14 protein-coding genes are annotated in these 18,157 nt (G+C 45.9%); 3 read left to right on the forward strand and 11 right to left on the reverse strand.

Features of this window, described 5'->3' with window-relative positions:
- Window positions 1–51: 51 nt before the first annotated feature.
- From BCT49_RS16555 to BCT49_RS16590, 8 genes are all read right to left on the reverse strand, one after another.
- Window positions 52–1,182 (reverse strand): ABC transporter ATP-binding protein, encoded by a 1,131-nt coding sequence (locus tag BCT49_RS16555; RefSeq protein ID WP_102436703.1) that lies wholly within the window; start codon window positions 1,180–1,182, stop codon window positions 52–54.
- Between the two features lie 57 nt (window positions 1,183–1,239).
- Complete coding sequence (locus BCT49_RS16560; RefSeq protein WP_102436705.1) at window positions 1,240–1,974, reverse strand: HAD family hydrolase; 735 nt, start codon at window positions 1,972–1,974, stop codon at window positions 1,240–1,242.
- On the reverse strand, window positions 1,964–3,475 hold the full coding sequence (locus BCT49_RS16565; protein ID WP_102436707.1) for a CehA/McbA family metallohydrolase: 1,512 nt from the start codon (window positions 3,473–3,475) through the stop codon (window positions 1,964–1,966). The genes BCT49_RS16560 and BCT49_RS16565 overlap by 11 nt, the downstream gene beginning before the upstream one ends.
- Before the next feature lie 170 nt (window positions 3,476–3,645).
- Window positions 3,646–4,926, reverse strand: coding sequence for an extracellular solute-binding protein (locus BCT49_RS16570; RefSeq protein WP_102436709.1), 1,281 nt, complete (start codon window positions 4,924–4,926; stop codon window positions 3,646–3,648).
- Between the two features lie 6 nt (window positions 4,927–4,932).
- Window positions 4,933–5,880 (reverse strand): carbohydrate ABC transporter permease, encoded by a 948-nt coding sequence (locus BCT49_RS16575; RefSeq protein ID WP_102436711.1) that lies wholly within the window; start codon window positions 5,878–5,880, stop codon window positions 4,933–4,935.
- Between the two features lie 23 nt (window positions 5,881–5,903).
- Window positions 5,904–6,788, reverse strand: a complete 885-nt coding sequence (locus BCT49_RS16580; RefSeq protein ID WP_102436713.1) for a carbohydrate ABC transporter permease — start codon at window positions 6,786–6,788, stop codon at window positions 5,904–5,906.
- Window positions 6,789–6,890: 102 nt separating this feature from the next.
- Window positions 6,891–7,775 (reverse strand): LysR substrate-binding domain-containing protein, encoded by an 885-nt coding sequence (locus BCT49_RS16585; protein ID WP_102436715.1) that lies wholly within the window; start codon window positions 7,773–7,775, stop codon window positions 6,891–6,893.
- Between the two features lie 161 nt (window positions 7,776–7,936).
- Window positions 7,937–9,562, reverse strand: a complete 1,626-nt coding sequence (locus BCT49_RS16590; RefSeq protein WP_102436717.1) for an ABC transporter substrate-binding protein — start codon at window positions 9,560–9,562, stop codon at window positions 7,937–7,939.
- Between the two features lie 144 nt (window positions 9,563–9,706).
- On the opposite strand from BCT49_RS16590, the gene mpaA reads away from it, so the two are divergent.
- Complete coding sequence (mpaA, locus tag BCT49_RS16595; RefSeq protein WP_102436719.1) at window positions 9,707–10,417, forward strand: murein tripeptide amidase MpaA; 711 nt, start codon at window positions 9,707–9,709, stop codon at window positions 10,415–10,417.
- A gap of 97 nt (window positions 10,418–10,514) precedes the next feature.
- Here the strand turns inward: mpaA and BCT49_RS16600 are convergent, their stop codons facing one another.
- From BCT49_RS16600 to BCT49_RS16610, 3 genes are all read right to left on the reverse strand, one after another.
- Complete coding sequence (locus BCT49_RS16600; RefSeq protein WP_060981042.1) at window positions 10,515–12,482, reverse strand: hypothetical protein; 1,968 nt, start codon at window positions 12,480–12,482, stop codon at window positions 10,515–10,517.
- 108 nt (window positions 12,483–12,590) lie between these two features.
- The gene (locus BCT49_RS16605) at window positions 12,591–12,935 is read right to left on the reverse strand and encodes a DMT family transporter (protein WP_102436721.1); all 345 of its coding nucleotides are present in this window, start codon (window positions 12,933–12,935) and stop codon (window positions 12,591–12,593) included.
- Window positions 12,936–13,179: 244 nt separating this feature from the next.
- The gene (locus BCT49_RS16610) at window positions 13,180–15,351 is read right to left on the reverse strand and encodes a metallophosphoesterase (RefSeq protein ID WP_102436723.1); all 2,172 of its coding nucleotides are present in this window, start codon (window positions 15,349–15,351) and stop codon (window positions 13,180–13,182) included.
- A gap of 510 nt (window positions 15,352–15,861) precedes the next feature.
- Between BCT49_RS16610 and BCT49_RS16615 the strand changes: the two genes are divergently transcribed.
- Both BCT49_RS16615 and fghA read left to right on the forward strand, forming a co-directional pair.
- The gene (locus tag BCT49_RS16615; protein ID WP_048611751.1) at window positions 15,862–17,010 is read left to right on the forward strand and encodes an S-(hydroxymethyl)glutathione dehydrogenase/class III alcohol dehydrogenase; all 1,149 of its coding nucleotides are present in this window, start codon (window positions 15,862–15,864) and stop codon (window positions 17,008–17,010) included.
- Window positions 17,011–17,164: 154 nt separating this feature from the next.
- Window positions 17,165–18,004 carry an S-formylglutathione hydrolase gene (gene fghA / locus BCT49_RS16620; protein ID WP_102436725.1) on the forward strand — a complete coding sequence of 280 codons (840 nt, stop codon included), beginning with the start codon at window positions 17,165–17,167 and terminating at the stop codon, window positions 18,002–18,004.
- The last annotated feature ends 153 nt before the right edge of the window (window positions 18,005–18,157 follow it).

Here is an 18,157-nt window from a genome sequence, read left to right on the forward strand (position 1 = left end):
CCCCCTCATCTGAGCGGGGATTTCTTTATTTTGACTCTTCGACACATCGACTTATTCAGTAAGTGCTTCTTCTGTCTCTAAATCAAACAGGTGACACTGTGAAGTGTTGAAGTGAAGCATTGTCTCTTGTCCAGTTTCTGCCGTGCGATCTGCATCGAAAGGCACGCGAGCCACCAGCTTATCAGCACCCAATTTGAAGTAGAGATACAGCTCGTTACCCATAGACTCAACCACATCAAGCCTGTGCGTTTGAGTATTTACCTCAGATAAAGGCGCATCGTGATTAGCCAGTTGAATGTGTTCTGGGCGAACACCGAACCACACCCACTCACCCATCTTTTCACGAGCGACAATCTGCTTGTCTTGTGGCAGCGTCCAACGAGTACCACTTTCAGAGACCACGTTCATCACACCATCAATCTCATCCAATCTCACCTTGATAAGGTTCATGGCTGGCGAACCAATAAAGCCCGCGACAAACTTGTTTGCTGGGTATTGGTAAAGATTCATTGGCGTATCGACCTGCATGATCTCACCTTGATTCAATACACAGATGCGGTCGCCAAGAGTCATGGCTTCCACCTGATCGTGTGTCACGTAGATCATGGTGGCGTTCTGCCCTTCTTGCTTCAGGTTATTGTGCAGCTGCGCAATGCTGACTCGTGTTGAAACACGCAGCTTTGCATCCAAGTTAGACAAAGGTTCATCAAACAGAAATACATCTGGCTTACGCACCATCGCACGACCTAGGGCCACACGCTGCCTTTGACCCCCAGACATTTCACCCGGCTTGTTATTTAGCAGATGTTCGATATCCAACGTCTTGGCTGCGTCTTCAATACGTTCATTGATTTCATGCTTTGGCAGCTTTTGTTGCTTAAGGCCAAAAGCCATATTTTCATACACCGACATGTGCGGATAAAGCGCGTAGTTCTGAAACACCATTGAGATACCGCGATCTTTAGGTGGCAGCTCGTTCACACGCTTATCGCCAATGTAGACATCGCCTTCTGAGATATCTTCAAGGCCTGCGATCATGCGAAGCGTGGTGGATTTTGCGCAGCCAGACGGCCCAACAAACACCATAAACTCACCTTCGCGAATATTAAGATCGACACCGTGCACGGCCTTAAAACCATTTGGGTAGGTTTTTTCTACCCCTCTCAGTGTGACTTCAGCCATAACCTGTCCTTAAATCAATTCGTTAAATACTATCTTTAGATTCTGTCGTTAAACGTTTTAGCCACGTTCTTGCAGTTGATTGAGCTCAAAATGAGCAACCGATGCGATGACCAGATCCGCCACTGGTTCTAACTCGCTGTGTTGCGCAGTGCCAGTCAGCACGCCAACATTACTTGCGCCTGCGTTGCGGCCAAATTCCATATCCGAAACCGTGTCACCAAACATGATCACTTCGTGTGGCTCAATACCACATTTTTCACAGAATGCATTGAGTAGTGCGGGCGCTGGCTTAGGTTCGATATCACCATCGGAGTAACCGACATAATCAAACATCTCGCTCAAACCAGATTGCTCTAAGGTGTAGATGGTTGAGTCTTTGGTGTCTGCGGTCGCGACACCTAAAATCATGCCCTGCTGCTTGAACAGACCCAGCTTTTCAGACACACCCGGTAGGGCTTCAATCCAGCTTGGATTCTCTTCCACTTCGTCATTGAAAGCGGCTTTGGTCATCTTAGTAAACTCAGCGAGCGAGACATTGGGTTGCAGCATTTTGAACCATGCTGTCGCGGTATCTTCCACTGGGTTTGAAGCTAATAATCCATAGTTATCAACCACATCACCTTCCACGCCGATGGCCAAGAGTAACTCAGCAGGTGTGACAGTTTGATTACCTTGATGCTGGTCACTGAAGGATTTCACGCGGTCACAGGCACCACGAGAAACGTTAAGCCACATCTTGTGAAACTCTAACAATGTGCCGTCTTTATCAAATAACATCGCCTTAAACTTCATCACGGCTCATTCGCTCCATTAGTTCTCCCCAAGTACGCACTAGGGGTTGGTTAAATTCTGGTTGTTTGCCGTCGAATACGGCATTGATACAGCCTTCAAATTCATTCTCATTCGATGAAGATTGAGTGCTGTTCGATCCTGTTGAAAATTGAAGATCTCCACGACGGATATCGACTCGACACCAACGGTAGCCCTCATCAACATGGATACTTGCCAGCTCATCACTTAAAGCGATTCGGTCTACAATCGCGCCATCCACCACGCACTCCGCGTAGTAAGGGTTTTCTGAGTCAGAGATTGCGATTCGGTATGTAAGAGTTTGTCCTTGAGAGTCGTTGCCCGGCAGCAAATCACCTAAGTTGATGTCAAACTTCAGGCCACAGCGGCGCTCTAGGTAAACTTGCCCATTACGCAAACCAGACAAGATGCCTTCGCCGCTCAAGCCATGGCTGTATACGAAAGTTGATGGGTCACCGTAGATAGAAGGCTCATCCGATTTAGGATTACGTTCATGGGGCTCAAGGTGTGAATCACTGCCGCCAATCGCGGTAATGCGCTGTCCACAGTTCCACATTTCATTGAGAACCAATAACGCCTCTTCGGTCGCTTTTGGCGAGGTCGACCATGTTGGGTCACAACACACTTCAAACGTAGACACTTGGCTTAGATCCACTTGCTCGTAATGCCAGTGCCACGGCTTCATCATCGGGTGATTAATGCCAAGGGAACTGTGTCCGCCATTGTGTCCACTTCTAGCTAAGCTCAATCCAGCTTCCATGGTCGCTTGGCTGCTGTGTTCAACGTTTCTGAGATCCAAAGACTTAACCGGCCCATGCACATTGAAGTGCCCAAGGTCGGTCGTGACTTCTAACGCTGGTAGAAACAAGCACTGATTGGATACAGGCAGCTTAGGCTGGCAGATGTTGTGCTCAGTGAAAAAGAAGAAATCGAGCCCTTGTGATTCGACAATATCTTTAGCCGCTGCCAAGGTGTTATGGCCATCAGAAAGCTGAGTGTGGGCGTGTAAATCGCCACGATACCAGCGGGAATCAGAACTCAGCATGTGGCTGTAATCGAACTCGATATAGTGATCAGTTGTGACCGTTGGGTTCAGTTCTAGCTCACTCTCAATTCCGTCAGTACCTAGCTCATTAGAATGATTAACTAACTCATCAGAGCAAAGCACATCGACTTGATATTGCATCGCGCGCTCGGTGCGAAACTCACCTTCGAGATTGTAAAGTTCTAAGAACCACTCGCCCGATGGAATGGCACCATCAATCGCGCCTAACCCGGAGTCTTGTTGTTGGATAGTGAGTGACTTGTGCGCCTTTTCAAACAGCACTTTGCCACGAAAAGCTTGATTGGCATCATACGCAGCCGCGTACAAAAATCCTTTTTTCACCGTCGTGCCCGTAATCACTACGCTGTGAGAACCTGCTGGCACATCAAAGGGGATACGTACTCTGCCAAACGGCAGCTCACCTTGAAATTGGGTCATTGTCTTCACCAAATTCGTCCTAATTGAAGGACTGGGTCAAAAAGAGGCCCACCCGAAAAGATGGGCCTTTGTTGGTTCATCGTTCGCTATTAATAGCTATTCGCTGTTAACAACTATTCATTGCTAATCGCTCTTCGTTACTAATAGCCAAGAGCTAATCACTTTACAGATTAAGAACGATTCGCTCGGTCTAGTGCACGTTGTGCTTTCTTAGCCGCTTGTTTTAGCGCTTTGTCAGCAGGCACGTTTTGGATTTGAATCTGGTCTGCTGCCACCTTCAGAGCATCCATGATCTTACCGTTGGTAGGATCTAGGAAGTCTTTGGTCGCCGTGTTCGCTTGCTTCAAAGGAATCAAAGCTTGTGGGTTATCTTTAGTGAACGCTTGGTATTCTGGTACTTCAGAAACACTGTTACGCACTGGGATGTAACCCGTAAACATTGACCATGCTGCCGTGTTCTTCGCATTGGTGTAGAACTCAACAAACTCGAATGCACCTTTTGCTGCCGCTTCGTCTGTGCCTTTTGGCATCACGTAAACCAACGCACCCGCTTGTGGTGCAGAAGGGTTTGAACCCCAACCAGGCTGTGTAGTTGCTGAAAGCTTAGTGAAGTCCAAATCACCTTGGTCGCCCGATGAACCAGTGTAACCAAGTGCGTTATCCTTCATCACGTCATCAATGGTTTTGTACCAGTATTCCCAACCTTGACCGCCGTAGTGAATGCGCATGATTTGATCATCGTGGATCCACTTACGGAAGCTGTCCCACACCTCAACCCATTCAGCCGAGTCGATGAGCACTGTTTTGCCATCATCACTGATGATCTGCGCGCCGTTAGAGAAAGCCGCGTCAATCATGTTGTCTTGACCCCACATCGGCTCCCAGCCATAAAACGTCACTTTGCCTTTCTCATCACGCTGTGTGACTTTCTCAGCGACCTTAGCCACGCCTTGCCATGTGTTTAGGTCTTGCTCGGTAAAACCGTTGTCTGCCAATACCTGCTTGTTGTAGTAGAACACTTGAGTTGTACCGTAAGCAGGCAAGCCGATGATGGTGCCATCGTCCGCAGTCACTTGGTCTTTAAACGCGCCAATGAAATCAGAGAAGTTAAACTCTTCATCCATGAAAGCCGTTAGGTCGCGGCTCAAACCACGTCCGTGCATCGCTTCCGCACGACCTGAATCTAACAACACAAGTTCAGGTGCCGTTTTAGATGCGAGGCCTGCTTGCAGCTTCTGGTAAGTTTCTGTGTAGTTACCTTGCAATGCTGGCTTCACCACATACTCATCTTGGCTCGCGTTGAACTCTTCGATGAGCTTAGTCATCATTTGCTGTGGCTTAGTACCACCGGAATACCAAAAGTTAACTTCGGTTGCGGCAAGAACACTGCTAGAGAACATAGACGCGCTTGCTGCGCCAGCACACACTAGTGCGAGAGTTTTTAATTTCATTTCCGTTTACTCTTTTACGCCGTTATCGGCGATACCTGAAAGAATCGTCTTTTGACAAATGACGAATAGAATTAACAAAGGCAATACTGCAATGGTGCTCGCCGCCATGATTTGCGACCAGTTCAACCCATAGTTACCTTCGGCAATAAAGTAGTGACGAATACCAGTAGCGATCAGGTTTAAATCCTGAGTTGTTATCACTAGGCTCGGCCACATGTAGCTGTTGTAATTGGTAATAAAAGTGATGAGGAACAGTGTTGCGACTGCTGCTCGGCATTGCGGTAAGATGATTGCCCATAAGATCTTGAGCTCACCTGCACCATCAATTCGTGCCGCTTCAATCAGCGACGGATGCACCTTGATAAACACTTGGCGCAGATAGAACACACCGAAAACCGACGCCGCATTCGACGCAACTAAGCCCATGTGAGAGTCCAACAAACCCAGTTTTGCCAAGGTGATGTAAGACGGAATGTAAGTCACTGCGCCCGGCAGCATGTAACAGCCCATCACGATGAAATAGAGCACCGTCTTCGAGCGAAACTTCAGCTGAGTCAGCGCGTATGCAAACATCGCCGAATTCACAATCACCAACAAGGTGGTGAACAAAGCCACACTAAAGCTGTTGAAGATGTACAAGCCAAACGGCGCGCTGTGAAAGGTTTCGACAAAGGTCTCCCAGCGAAACTGCTCTGGAATCAAATCCAGCGGGTTAGCAAAAATCTCATCATTGGTTTTCAGCGAACCAGACAACATCCATAAGAACGGGAACACCATGATGGTTCCGCAGGTTGCCAAGAACAGGTGCTTAGCCAGTGCGATAAACGAGCGGCGATCCACTGAGGTTTTCTTTGAGACAATCTCTGATTTGGTCGCTTTCATTTGGGCTGTGACTTTAGATTCAGCCACTCTTTGATTTAAGACTTGATTGGCATCCAATACTTGCGTGGTCATAATTCTGTCCTTTCAAAAATCGACTAGTAGTACACCCAGCGCTTGCCGATGTAGGTATTAATAAGTGCCAGCAATCCGGTAATCAGGAATATCACTAACGATGTCGCGGCCGCAGGTCCCATTTCGTAACGTTCAAACGCCTGTTGGTAGAACAAGTACAACAAGGTACGAGTCTCACCGCCCGGCCCGCCTTGCGTTAGGATCTGGAACTGATCGAACGCCTGCATTGCCGTGATAATGTTGACCACCACTAAGAAGAATGTAGTGGGTGAAATCAGCGGCAGCGTTATCTTCAAAAAGCGCGTTAAACTGCTGCAACCATCAATCAAAGAGGCCTCATACAGTGACTCTGGAATCTTATTAAGCGCACTAATGTAAAACAGCATCGTCCAACCAATCGCTTGCCACACCGTCACGATAATCACCGCAACCAAGGCCGTGTTTCCGTTTTCTAACCATGGAATCGCGCTAAACCCTGCCGACTCCAATAGGTGATTGACCAAGCCCGATTTCGTTTCAAAAACCCAAGACCAAACAATCGACACAGCAACGGTTGGCGTAATCCAAGGGGAGAAGATCACCGCACGATAAAACTGGCTGCCCTTGAAGTTTTTGTGCAGCAACATCGCAAACACGAGTCCAAGAATGATGGTTGGAATCACCACACCGACCGAGAACCAAAACGTATTGAGCACCGCTTGAATGAACTCGTAGTCCTCAACCATGTACTCGTAATTTTCTAAACCGATGAACGAATAATCTGGCGAGATGTAATCCCAATCGGTGAAGCTGATATAAATTGAATAACCAAATGGTACGAGCCAAAAAGTAAACAGTGGCACCAACAACGGTGCGGTAAATAACAGTACCTTTAAGCGGTTTTTCATTGGTTGTGAGAAAGCACTCATGGTGACCTCGTCCTTATTTGTATGCGGTTAAACTAAGTGTTTTTTATGACAGGTTAGTAAGAGCGTCCTTCATTTTTTTTATGGCTACCCATAAGAAAATCTTTACTCCAGTTCACCGTCTTCCATCTGGTGATAGAGCCAATCGCAGAAGAAATTCACCTTGGCGCTGCGACTGTGTTTGGTAATCAAGTAGTGGGCAGACTCGGCAGGCATCGACGAATCACTTGCCAGTACAAGGTCGTTTTTCTTTAGCAACTCTGACACAGCGAGAGAACGTACCAATAACATCCCAATGCCATGCTTGACCGCCTCCAAGGCGTGCAGAGAGTTACTCACTTCGAGCAGAACTTTCGGTAAAGTCATCTCGAACTGGTTATGACTGAGCCATTGCAACCAGTTCTCTCGGTAGCCTTTTACCTGAACCGTTGGCAGGGCAGCGAAGTCGGGCTTGCTAAGTAGTTCTTGATGGTCGGCTTTGAATTGAGGGCTGCACACCAACTGCCAATGTTCTTGAAACAGTCGCTCACAATGGGTGTCTTCGCTTTCGACCTTGCCGTTGGTCAGTTCGATATCAACATTCTGACAAGGGGTGGTTGATGGCCAGTCCACCAGCTGAATATCGAGCCTGATAAAAGGGTATTTTTGATAAAAGGATGGCAGGCGAGGTAACAGCCAGTTATGGCAAAAGGTGTGATTAACGCGCAGGCTCAACACGTCGGTTTCTTTTTCCCCGAACAGGATTTGAGTCTGCAATTTCAGGTGAGCGAGTGAGCCCGCCACAATCGGTTGATAATGTTGAGCCGAAGAGGTCAGCTTTACGCCTTTAGAGCTGCGTTCAAACAGGGTGGTATCGAGAAAGGTTTCTAAACTTTTGAGCTGCTGACTCACCGCAGCTTGAGTAACACAAAGCTCTCGGGCAGCCGCGCCAATGGAACCAAGACGAGCAACAGCTTCGAACGCAACAAGAGCGCGTAGAGGGGGTAACATGGCTTCACCTGATTGAAATAAAAGTGAAAAATACTTCAATCAGGTTTCAGTTTTTTGCGGTTCCAGTTACAGATTAATGACGAAAGGACATTGATCAGATATTTATGATCAACGTCCCTTTTCTTCTATTTCTTATTTCTATTGATATGTCAGAGGCTCAATTACTCAGTGATGTAGAGATCCTTAGAATAGATGCGCCCTTCCACGTTGTTCTTCGCAAAGCCACCAACACTTGGTCGCACTAGGCGAGCCTGCATGTAGTAATAAATTGGCGCGATAGGCATATCTTCAGCCAGTAACTGTTCCGCTTGGTCATAGAAACCTTGGCGATCTTGTTCACTGGTTGCGGCCAATGCGTTGTCCATTGCTGTGTCGTATTTGTCGTTGTTGTAGCGCGCAAAGTTACCGGAAGATTCAGAACGCAGTAGGCTCAAGAATGTCGACGCTTCATTGTAATCACCACACCAAGAAGCCCGCATCACATCAAAATCACCTTGGCGACGTGATACTAGGTAAGATTTCCACTCTTGGTTTTCTAGCTCAACTTGCGCGCCTAGATTACCTTTCAGCATGGAAGCAATCGCCACTGCAATCGACTTGTTCGATTCACTGGTGTTGTAAAGCAATTTGAAATCCAACGGATTAGCCGCATCGTAGCCCGCTTCTTTCAGCAGTTCTTTGGCCTTTTGGTCACGCTCCTTTTGAGTCCATGTGCTGTATTCAGGCTGTGTCGCATCAAAACCAGCCGTGTACTCATGAGCAAAGGTATAAGCAGGCAAGTTACCCACCTGAGTAACACCATTGGTGATAACGTCACGCATCATGGAATAAGAGACGGCTTTACGCACTCGCGCGTCATCAAACGGTGGTCGCGTGGTATTAAACGCGTAGTAGTAAGTACACAGCAAAGGCACCGCGGTAAACGCATCTTGGTATTTGGCTTTAAGTTGTTGCGCCATGTGTGTCGGCACATCAGACGTGATATCAACCTCGCCCACCGCGTAACGGTTGATCGAGGCATTCTGGTTCTCGAACGGAATGTAAGTCACTTCAGTTAAGTGCGTATCTGCGTTGTCCCAATATTTCGGGTTCTTCTTCAGTTCAATGCGCTCGTTAACCACCCACTCATCCAGCACAAACGCGCCATTCCCCACAAACTGCTTAGGATCGCTCCACGGCTTGTCGCTGTTTTCTAGCGTTGCCTTATGAACTGGCATCATTGAGGTGTGGCCCGTCATCGCCACAAAGTAAGGCACTTTACTATCGAGTTCGAACTTCACCGTGTGCTTGTCGACGGCAGAGATACCTAACTCTTCAACGGGCTTCTTGCCTTCAGCTACGTCAGCAATGTTGTTGATTTGAGTAAGCTTAAGATACCAAACATTCGGCGAAGCGAGTTTCGGGTCGACCGCTCGTCTTATCGCATACACGAAATCATCGGCAGTCACAGGATCGCCATTCGACCATTGAGCATCTTTACGCAGGTGGAATACAAACGTCTGGTTGTCTTCGGTTTCCCAAGATTCCGCAACACCTGGAGTGATGTTGCCATCGCGATCTTGAATCACTAAACCTTCAAATAGGTCGCGTAGAATGTGCATTTCAGGCAAGCCTTCTGCCTTCGCCGGATCGAGTGTCGCAGCTTCCGCATCATTAGCACGCACCAAGTGTTGCTCTTTCGCCAGAGAAGTTCCGGCAGGCAATGTGTCAGCAACGGCAGTCACTGAGATAAAAGGGGTCAATAAAGATGAAATGATTAAAGCCGTTGAATGTTTCTTAAAATCCATGTTTTTTTGCTCTCCTAGCCTATCTTTGAAGCAAGTAATAAAATTAACAATGCGACGGTTGACGAGTTTTAATGCTTTAGTTTATTTAAGTAGATTTGTTTAATCGTCAATACTTGATAGTACTTGATCAATCTGGAGATAAAGGTGAGTTTAATTCCAAGAACGGAAAGAGCTGCATTTTCAATAAAGCCGCTGTCATATGGAAAGTCGGTATTGGGCGCACCCTTGCTCTATTTCCCCGCGCAAGTAGAAAGCGAATCTCGAGGTCTAATATTAGCAGGCACACACGGTGACGAAACCGCTTCTATCGCAGGTTTGTCTTGTGCGTTAAGAAGCTTGCCAGCCGCCAACTTACGACACGATGTGATCTTGTCGATGAACCCAGACGGCAATCAACTAGGCACTCGCGCCAACGCAAACCAAGTCGATCTGAACCGCGCTTTCCCAACTGAAAATTGGACACAAAGCAGTACCGTCTATCGCTGGAGTTCTCACACACCAGTAAGAGATGTAAAAGTAAAAACCGGCCAAGCCGATCAGCTTGAACCGGAAGTGCAGTCACTCATTAACCTCATTGAGCAGCGCCAACCTAAATTCGTCATCTCTTTCCACGAACCACTCGCCATGGTCGACGACCCAACTCAATCAGAACTTGCCACTTGGCTAGGTAAGCAATTCAACCTACCAGTCGTCGAAGACGTTGATTACGAAACCCCAGGCTCATTCGGTACATGGTGCCAAGAAAGAGACCTGCCTTGTATTACAGTAGAGCTACCGCCCGTGTCTGCGGATTTGACTATAGAACAATATCTGGATGCGTTTGTGGCGGTGTTGGGGTGTGAGGAAGTTATTTAAAGAAGCACATTTGGGGATATAAATAAGTTCATACAAAAAAAGAGGCTATTGAAGCCTCTTTCTGGGTATCCTTTAACTTTTACTTTCTTCAATTTAGTTAAAGTTTGGGAGGAGAGCACTGAAAGTATTCAGTCCAGTAAGCTCTCCAATCAGAAGACAAGCTGAACAAAGGGATACCTCTCTGATGTGCTATCTCTAGCCAACCTTCACTTACCATAGGCTCCTGCCTCAAGGCTCGAGATATGTTATTGGGAGCTTTTATGTTCTTCGAATCTGTAATTATGTATGTATTAATTGCTTTTGTTATCTCGCTACCACTACTTGACCCATATCCCTGCTTTGCACGAACTACCAGACCCGCGAACACTATTGGGAGGTAAAGAGTCCCTTTGATTTTTCTCGCTTCCAAGTATTTAGGAAGTTCATCAAGGATCTCATCATCAAAATCTAATTCTTTGATTGGATTTGAGTAAAATTGTTTGGGTAGATCTATCTCCGAAGTGTTCTCAAAAAACGGTAGCAACCCCGTCTGATAGTATCTGTCTAAATCAAGAATAGAACTTCTGTTATACATATTGTCGATTCGCGGAACGGTTATGTAACTAGAATCATCACAGAGAAGTCCTTGAGGTTCATCTTTCGTATTTATTAGATGTGCATAACAACCATAGTCTAAGGAATACAGATTAAACTTCTGACTTTGTATTGAACTTACGGAAACACCTTGCTTAATCAAGTGAATCACCCTAGCGTCAAACAAGAAATCAATTAGCGAATCATTCGTATCACTTTGCACTAAAAACGCTCTAGTTTTTTTGTCAGCAATAACGGCACTAACAATCCATTCAAGTAGCTTGACTGCTTCTTTACGAGAATTGATGTCCTTGCTTTTTGAGGTCGTATACCAGTGCCTAGCAGCGTTGCGAATTCCTGTGACTCCAATTTTTCTCCCGTCAGCATACAATGATGCTTGGGATATAATATGAATTGCGTCTCTAGGAACACCTTCACTTGCTCGAGTAAATTCTTCTAGAGCGGGCTTGTTCGTAAACACCTGAGAGATAAATGACTCGACATTATCTGGAACTACGCCATATTTATCTGATGCTTGTACATGCTTATAAATAAGATTCTTAAAAAATTGTACCGACTTTTCACTATCACTATCGAAGACCATAAACTGGTCTAAATTAATTGAGGTAGAAGCGTCTGAAGCAACTTCTAAACCAATAAACTCCCCGCTGTTATTACATGTGCGGAAATTCGAACGATGCTCGATGGCTGCAATTTTTACCGTGATTGATGGAATAGAAAAGACTATTCTCCTAAGCATATCAGCTAAATATGGCTGAAGGTCTAGTGGAATCTCACTCCACTCATCTATCAATAAATAAAAGCTTTGCTCTGGTAGTTGTTTAACAATGCGAGTCAATATCCTAGATAGAGCCCCAAAGTGAATCCGAAGAGATCTTTTCCCACTTTCTCGCATTGTAGATGAGTCGGAGCACTTTTCCTGTTTTCGATCTGAAATAGAAATACCAAGTTTTGGCGTTGTTGATAACATCCCATTCAGACTGTTAGTGGAATCTTGAGAAACTGAACTGCTTGAGTTGGTCTCAACCTCAAACTGTCCCTCTACTGTCATATTAGTTGCTTCTTCAACGAAGTTATCCAATAGTGGAACTAAAATCGAAAGATCGCACTCATCGTTATTATAACTTTCTTCCAGAATCTGCTCTCTAACTTCACAGAGAGTATCAGACAATAACCGAGAAGCTCTTTCGCTGAGGGTTAAGTTTGTATCTGAATACATTCCACCTGTAGATCCCATCGTTCTCATGTCGAGACTAACGGTAAGAACTCCTTGGTTTTGAGTGTCATTCTTTAGATATCTAAGAAGGTGGGTTTTGCCTGTGCCTCGTCGGCCGTAAATAATTTGGTTTTCAGCACAAGAAAATAGTGAAAATACAGACCCAACATGAACAAATGACTTCACCAAGTAATCATCTGGCTTGCGCTCCGCTCGCCTAGGCATTGTCACAAGTATTTCACTCAGAGATTTCATTCTTCAGCTTGCTCCATTATTTTTATGTCACCACTATCATATAACGGAATCCATAACCCTGAAAACTAACAAGTTACTTTTGTCTACCAACAAACGAAGATGAAACGCTCAATGACTCACCGACGTCGAAAACAAGTTGATAATCACCACACCTGCCAGAATCAAAGCGATGCCAATAATCGCGAAGATATCGAGCTTTTGCCCGTAGACTAGCCAAGACAAAGCTGCGACTAGCACTATCCCTGCCCCACACCAAATCGCATACGCCACACCCAAAGACATGGTTTGCACTGTGAGAGACAACAAATAAAAGGCACAGCCGTAGCTAACCAATACTGCGGCAGTGGCCGGTAAAGAAGTAAATTGCTGCGTTTTAGGTAATAGAGAAGTTGCGACAACTTCAAGCACGATGGCAAGTGACAGCATCACTGGAGGTGGGAGAGATAAAAGCATGTTTGAGTCCACAACAATAAAATACGGCGCTCAGAATATTGTAGTTTTATTTCCAATTCATGCGATTTTCAGTAAGCAATTATTATGACGTACCCTAAAAGATCTTAACCAAAAAACTCAATGAATCGATCTTAGATAACTCATACTTATACAAAATAAAAGAGCCCGCTAATTCATGGCTAACAGGCTCTTCTGCAATCGAGCAAATAAGGTTTTTAGTCTTTTAAAAACAAAGCCGTAACGCTTAGTTTGCTGATGTCGAGTCTCTTAAAATATCGCGCTTAACTTCACCTTTCAGATCCGTCAAAGTTTGTTGGTCGATATCAATCAAGAAGTGGTCACTCGCTTGGCCTGTTGCGAATTTTTCAAGAATCACGAACAAGCTACCAAAGCGAGAACGGAACACTTCACCTACGGTATATTGGCCAAGGTCACCCAGTTCAGAATCCACGGTGCCGTCAAACTCAGCAAGCTCACGGCTTAGCAGTTCGTATTGGCGAAGCTGTGTTTCACCGATATCACGGAATGCCAGTTCGTCTGCATTACGTAGTCGGTAGAAATCAGTTGCGAGAGTTTCACCTTCCCATGTAGCGAAATCTTCGAGCACTAGACCTTCTTGAGATGCAATAGCTTCTGCTTCAACTGTAGCTGCTTGCCAGTCTTGCTTAAATTGTTCGAAATCGTCTACGCCATTTACAACACAACCCTCGACTGGATAATTCATTTCATCTGCTAGCTGACAAAGCGTAAAGTTCGTTTCTAGCTGAGACATGATCATCATCTCTTCACCGTTCATTTCCATGATCATAGCGCGCATCTCTAGCGGCCAGTCACCCGGAAGAAAACGAAGACGCGTTAATTCACGGATATGCCAATCCGTCAGTTCGTAGTAACTCTCTGAATTCAGAATATCTTTGTTCCAGATTTTAGCTTGTGCTTCTGGGTCTCCGATTGCAGCTTGAGTAAGGTATTCATGCTCTTCTTCATAGTGGCTGAATAACTCGTTGTAACGTTTAACTTGATCGATAACCACTGTTTCAACTTCGATTTGGTTATCAGGGCGAATGTTCAGCAGCTTGTACGCAGGAATGTAACCCGCTAGCGATGGTGCTTGAATATTAAAGAGTGTGTGCTGTACACCATCGATATTGAAGCTCTTCTTACCCGTATCGTTAAAGTGCATGTGGCCACCAACGTGGATATTTAGGCCAGTAGCAGCTAATGCTCGGCTAGTATTGTCATCCGGCTCACGAGCCAGTTGATGGCTTCCTTCACCAAACAAGTCTTCGATCTCTTCAGAGGCTCCGTTGTAGAAGTCGGTCATTGGGAAGTGCGAGAAAGAAACAAGCGTCTTATTCTGCTCTTTGGCTGCTTTTACTACATCAGAGATCCAATCGATCACATGTTCTTTGTGAGTCAGCATCATGTTGTAGCCAGCGCTGCTTGAACCATCAAAAGTGTTGCCATCTACAGAGCTATCAGACGAGTTTTCTTTAGGGCGATAAACGTTCGCGTCAATGGCCAACAACCACAACCCTTTAACTGGCTCGACTAAGTAACTGGTATCAGGCACTTCAGAACAGCTTGAGTAACCACTTTCTTTGTAACTGCCGCCCGTACCTTCATAACAGATCTCGTACATGCGCTTATCAAACGCCGCTTCTTCTTTAGCTAAGTCATAGCTGTAATTAGTTCGAGCTTGGTCGCTGCTGTAAGGGGTTTCAAAGTAGAGGTAATCTTGTTGAGGGTAGAAGCCGTGAGTACCAAGGATACTCATGATCTCTTCATAGCCCCACTCACGTACTTCTTCAGTGCATATGGTTGCTAGGTTGTCGCCTTCACCGGGAATGGTTGTCCACTCACCCTCATAGCCAACACACTCTTCTTTACCGCGGCTGTAGATACGCTGATTCTTACCACCCTCGCCTAGGTAATCCGATTTGCCTGCTGGGATTGTAAATGGACGCACTGGATCGTGGTTACCCGGCGCTGCAAAAAACTCAAGGCCGTACGTATCGCGATAGTGATCAAAAATGCTAACCAAGCCACGCATATGAATCGGCTGACCGTCGTCACTGAAGTCACCCGGCAGGGCTACGTATTTCACGCCACGCTCAACCACATCATCAAGCGCTGCGATCATCGCAAAGTAGTTTTCATTGAACAGACGAGTAGAGTTCATCTGCGACTCCATCGTTCGAATTGTCGCATACTCACCACTATCTGAGTTGTAGAGCCCAGCAAACGAACCGTCTTTAAAATCACCGTAAACGTCATGAAAATGGATATCAGGCATGAATGCGACTTGCACTGCACTCTCTAGATTACCGCTGTCGTCACTTGGCGAACTTGAATTACAACCCGCTAATGTGGCAGCTATCAAGCCTGACAGTACGGTCAATGTACTCTTTTTCATTTTCTCTTCCCAAAAAGTTAGAACTCAAAATTTGGCGAGGAGATTAGGTGAGAAAAATGACACTATTGTTTCTGATATCTTACAAAACGTCGCATATAGAGTGCTTATGCGACCTTGCTTCAATCCTTAAAATTCAATTAGTTAGCTAACATCACAAGCGTCAATGATTTGATAACACAAATCACATGCAAGTATACAAACCATCACACATCGAACGACCGAACATCAATGGTAGCAATGCATCCAAGCGGTTCAAGAATGTCACCCCTTGCCTAAAAGTGGCTTGTTGGTCTCAAGGTTTACGACCACTAAGTCGGGCAGACTCCCAACACCACTATTACATATATGTAATAATCATTTTCTATTTCAGGGGATTATCAAAACTCGCACTCGCACCTATACTAGCTCCAACAAAACGAGAGAGCGGAAACAATTAAGCTCAACTACTCTTAACGGGTTGAAGCTAATTGCACAGTTATCCGCTGTACTGACATATATAGGAAGCATCCAATGACAATCGAAATTAAACCTGGTCAAACTCATATCAAATCAAAAGCAATGGTTGCTTGGGCAGCTGGCGAGCCACTAAAAATGGAAGAAGTTGATGTACAACTTCCTAAAGCTGGTGAGGTTCTAGTTCGCATCGTTGCTACTGGTGTTTGTCACACTGACGCATTCACATTATCAGGTGACGATCCAGAAGGTATCTTCCCTTCAATTCTTGGTCACGAAGGTGGCGGTATCGTTGAGATGATCGGCGAAGGCGTTACAAGTGTTGAGATTGGCGACCACGTTATCCCACTTTACACAGCTGAATGTGGCGAATGTAAGTTCTGTAAATCGGGTAAAACTAACCTGTGCCAAGCGGTTCGTGAAACGCAAGGTAAAGGCCTAATGCCAGACGGTACAAGCCGCTTCTCTATCAATGGCGAAACAATTTTCCATTACATGGGTTGCTCTACTTTCTCTGAGTACACGGTACTCCCAGAAATCTCACTAGCGAAAGTAAGCAAAGAAGCACCGCTTGAAGAAGTTTGTCTTCTAGGTTGTGGTGTAACTACGGGTATGGGCGCGGTACTGAACACAGCTAAAGTTGAAAAAGGCGACAACGTTGCTGTATTCGGCCTAGGCGGTATCGGTCTTTCTGCAATCATTGGTGCTCGCATGGCTGGTGCTAACCGCATCATCGGTGTTGATATCAACGAGAGCAAATTCGAGCTAGCAAAACAGCTTGGCGCGACTGACTGCATCAACCCAACTAAATTCGACAAGCCAATCCAAGACGTTATCGTTGAGATGACAGACGGCGGTGTTGAGTACTCTTTCGAGTGTATCGGCAACGTAAACGTGATGCGTCAAGCACTTGAGTGCTGTCACAAAGGTTGGGGCGAATCGGTAATCATTGGTGTTGCGGGTGCAGGTCAAGAGATCGCAACTCGCCCATTCCAACTAGTGACTGGTCGTGTATGGCGTGGTTCTGCTTTCGGTGGTGTTAAAGGCCGCTCTGAGCTTCCAGAAATAGTTAACCGTTACATGGCGGGTGAGTTTGGTCTTCAAGAGTTCATCACTCACACTATGGGTCTGCAAGACGTAAACGAAGCATTCGACCTAATGCACAAAGGTGAATCTATCCGTACTGTTCTACACATGGATAGATAATTCACTTGGCCTCGATTCTTTCGAGCATCGAGGCCAAAGCTATAAATGAAAAGCAACAAACTGTCTTCACCACCTCCTGCCCGGTGGGTGGTGAAACTTTAGATGATATAGACATGTTATTCCCCAAAACCATCAACCTAACGGAGCACAATAGATGACAATCGAAAACATTAGCCAAGCAAAGGTTGCTGGTGGTTGGCACAAACAATACACCCACTTTTCTGCAACGCTTGACTGCAACATGCGTTTTGCGATTTTCTTGCCACCTAACGCAAGCAAAGAAAACCCAGTTCCTGTTTTGTATTGGTTATCAGGCTTAACCTGTACCGATGAAAACTTCATGCAAAAAGCCGGCGCATTCAAAGCTGCGGCCGAACAAGGTATCGCGATTGTCGCACCAGACAGTAGCCCACGTGGCGAAGGCGTTGCCGACAATGAAAGCTACGATCTCGGCCAAGGCGCAGGCTTCTATGTGAATGCCACTCAAGCACCATGGGACAGCCATTACCACATGTACGATTACGTGGTAACAGAGCTTCCAGCCTTGATTGAGTCTTTCTTCCCAGTAACATCTGTGAAATCGATTTCTGGTCACAGCATGGGCGGACACGGTGCCCTAACGATTGGTATCAAGAACGAAGATAGCTACCGTTCTATCTCGGCATTCAGCCCAATCACCAACCCAATGCAATGCCCTTGGGGACAAAAAGCATTCAACCAATACTTGGGCTTAGATATTGAAGAGTGGAAGCACTACGATGCCTCTGAGCTTCTAAAAACCAAAGGCACTAAGCTGCCAATGTTGGTTGACCAAGGTGAAGCCGATAACTTCCTGATTGAGCAGCTAAAACCTGAGCAATTAGTCGAAGCGGCTAAGGTAACCAATGCCGATTTAGAGCTACGTATGCAGCCAGGTTACGACCATAGCTACTTCTTCATCTCTAGCTTTATTGATGAACACATTGAGTTCCACGCAGCTTATCTGAACAAGTAGTCACACCGATTTAGCCCACACCTTGCAAAAGCGTGAGGTGTGGGCTTTTTTGTGCCTGCTATTTAGGCGAGCCCGCTGTAACTCAATAGCAGCAACAACGATTCACTCTTTCAAACACCCCGCTATACCAACAAAACAATACAACTAAAGGTA

Origin of the sequence: Vibrio lentus, from assembly GCF_002875945.1 — a bacterium.
In the GTDB taxonomy this organism is placed as follows: Bacteria; Pseudomonadota; Gammaproteobacteria; order Enterobacterales; family Vibrionaceae; genus Vibrio; species Vibrio apostichopi.

Excerpts from the sequence above, each read along its gene's own strand:
- BCT49_RS16570 (WP_102436709.1), bottom strand. The coding sequence starts at position 4,926 with ATGAAATTAAAAACTCTCGCACTAGTGTGTGCTGGCGCAGCAAGCGCG.
- BCT49_RS16580 (WP_102436713.1), bottom strand. The coding sequence starts at position 6,788 with ATGAGTGCTTTCTCACAACCAATGAAAAACCGCTTAAAGGTACTGTTA.
- BCT49_RS16605 (WP_102436721.1), bottom strand. The coding sequence starts at position 12,935 with ATGCTTTTATCTCTCCCACCTCCAGTGATGCTGTCACTTGCCATCGTG.
- BCT49_RS16565 (WP_102436707.1), bottom strand. The coding sequence starts at position 3,475 with ATGACCCAATTTCAAGGTGAGCTGCCGTTTGGCAGAGTACGTATCCCC.
- BCT49_RS16590 (WP_102436717.1), bottom strand. The coding sequence starts at position 9,562 with ATGGATTTTAAGAAACATTCAACGGCTTTAATCATTTCATCTTTATTG.
- BCT49_RS16585 (WP_102436715.1), bottom strand. The coding sequence starts at position 7,775 with ATGTTACCCCCTCTACGCGCTCTTGTTGCGTTCGAAGCTGTTGCTCGT.
- BCT49_RS16610 (WP_102436723.1), bottom strand. The coding sequence starts at position 15,351 with ATGAAAAAGAGTACATTGACCGTACTGTCAGGCTTGATAGCTGCCACA.
- BCT49_RS16555 (WP_102436703.1), bottom strand. The coding sequence starts at position 1,182 with ATGGCTGAAGTCACACTGAGAGGGGTAGAAAAAACCTACCCAAATGGT.
- BCT49_RS16560 (WP_102436705.1), bottom strand. The coding sequence starts at position 1,974 with ATGAAGTTTAAGGCGATGTTATTTGATAAAGACGGCACATTGTTAGAG.
- BCT49_RS16600 (WP_060981042.1), bottom strand. The coding sequence starts at position 12,482 with ATGAAATCTCTGAGTGAAATACTTGTGACAATGCCTAGGCGAGCGGAG.
- BCT49_RS16615 (WP_048611751.1), top strand. The coding sequence starts at position 15,862 with ATGACAATCGAAATTAAACCTGGTCAAACTCATATCAAATCAAAAGCA.
- BCT49_RS16575 (WP_102436711.1), bottom strand. The coding sequence starts at position 5,880 with ATGACCACGCAAGTATTGGATGCCAATCAAGTCTTAAATCAAAGAGTG.
- fghA (WP_102436725.1), top strand. The coding sequence starts at position 17,165 with ATGACAATCGAAAACATTAGCCAAGCAAAGGTTGCTGGTGGTTGGCAC.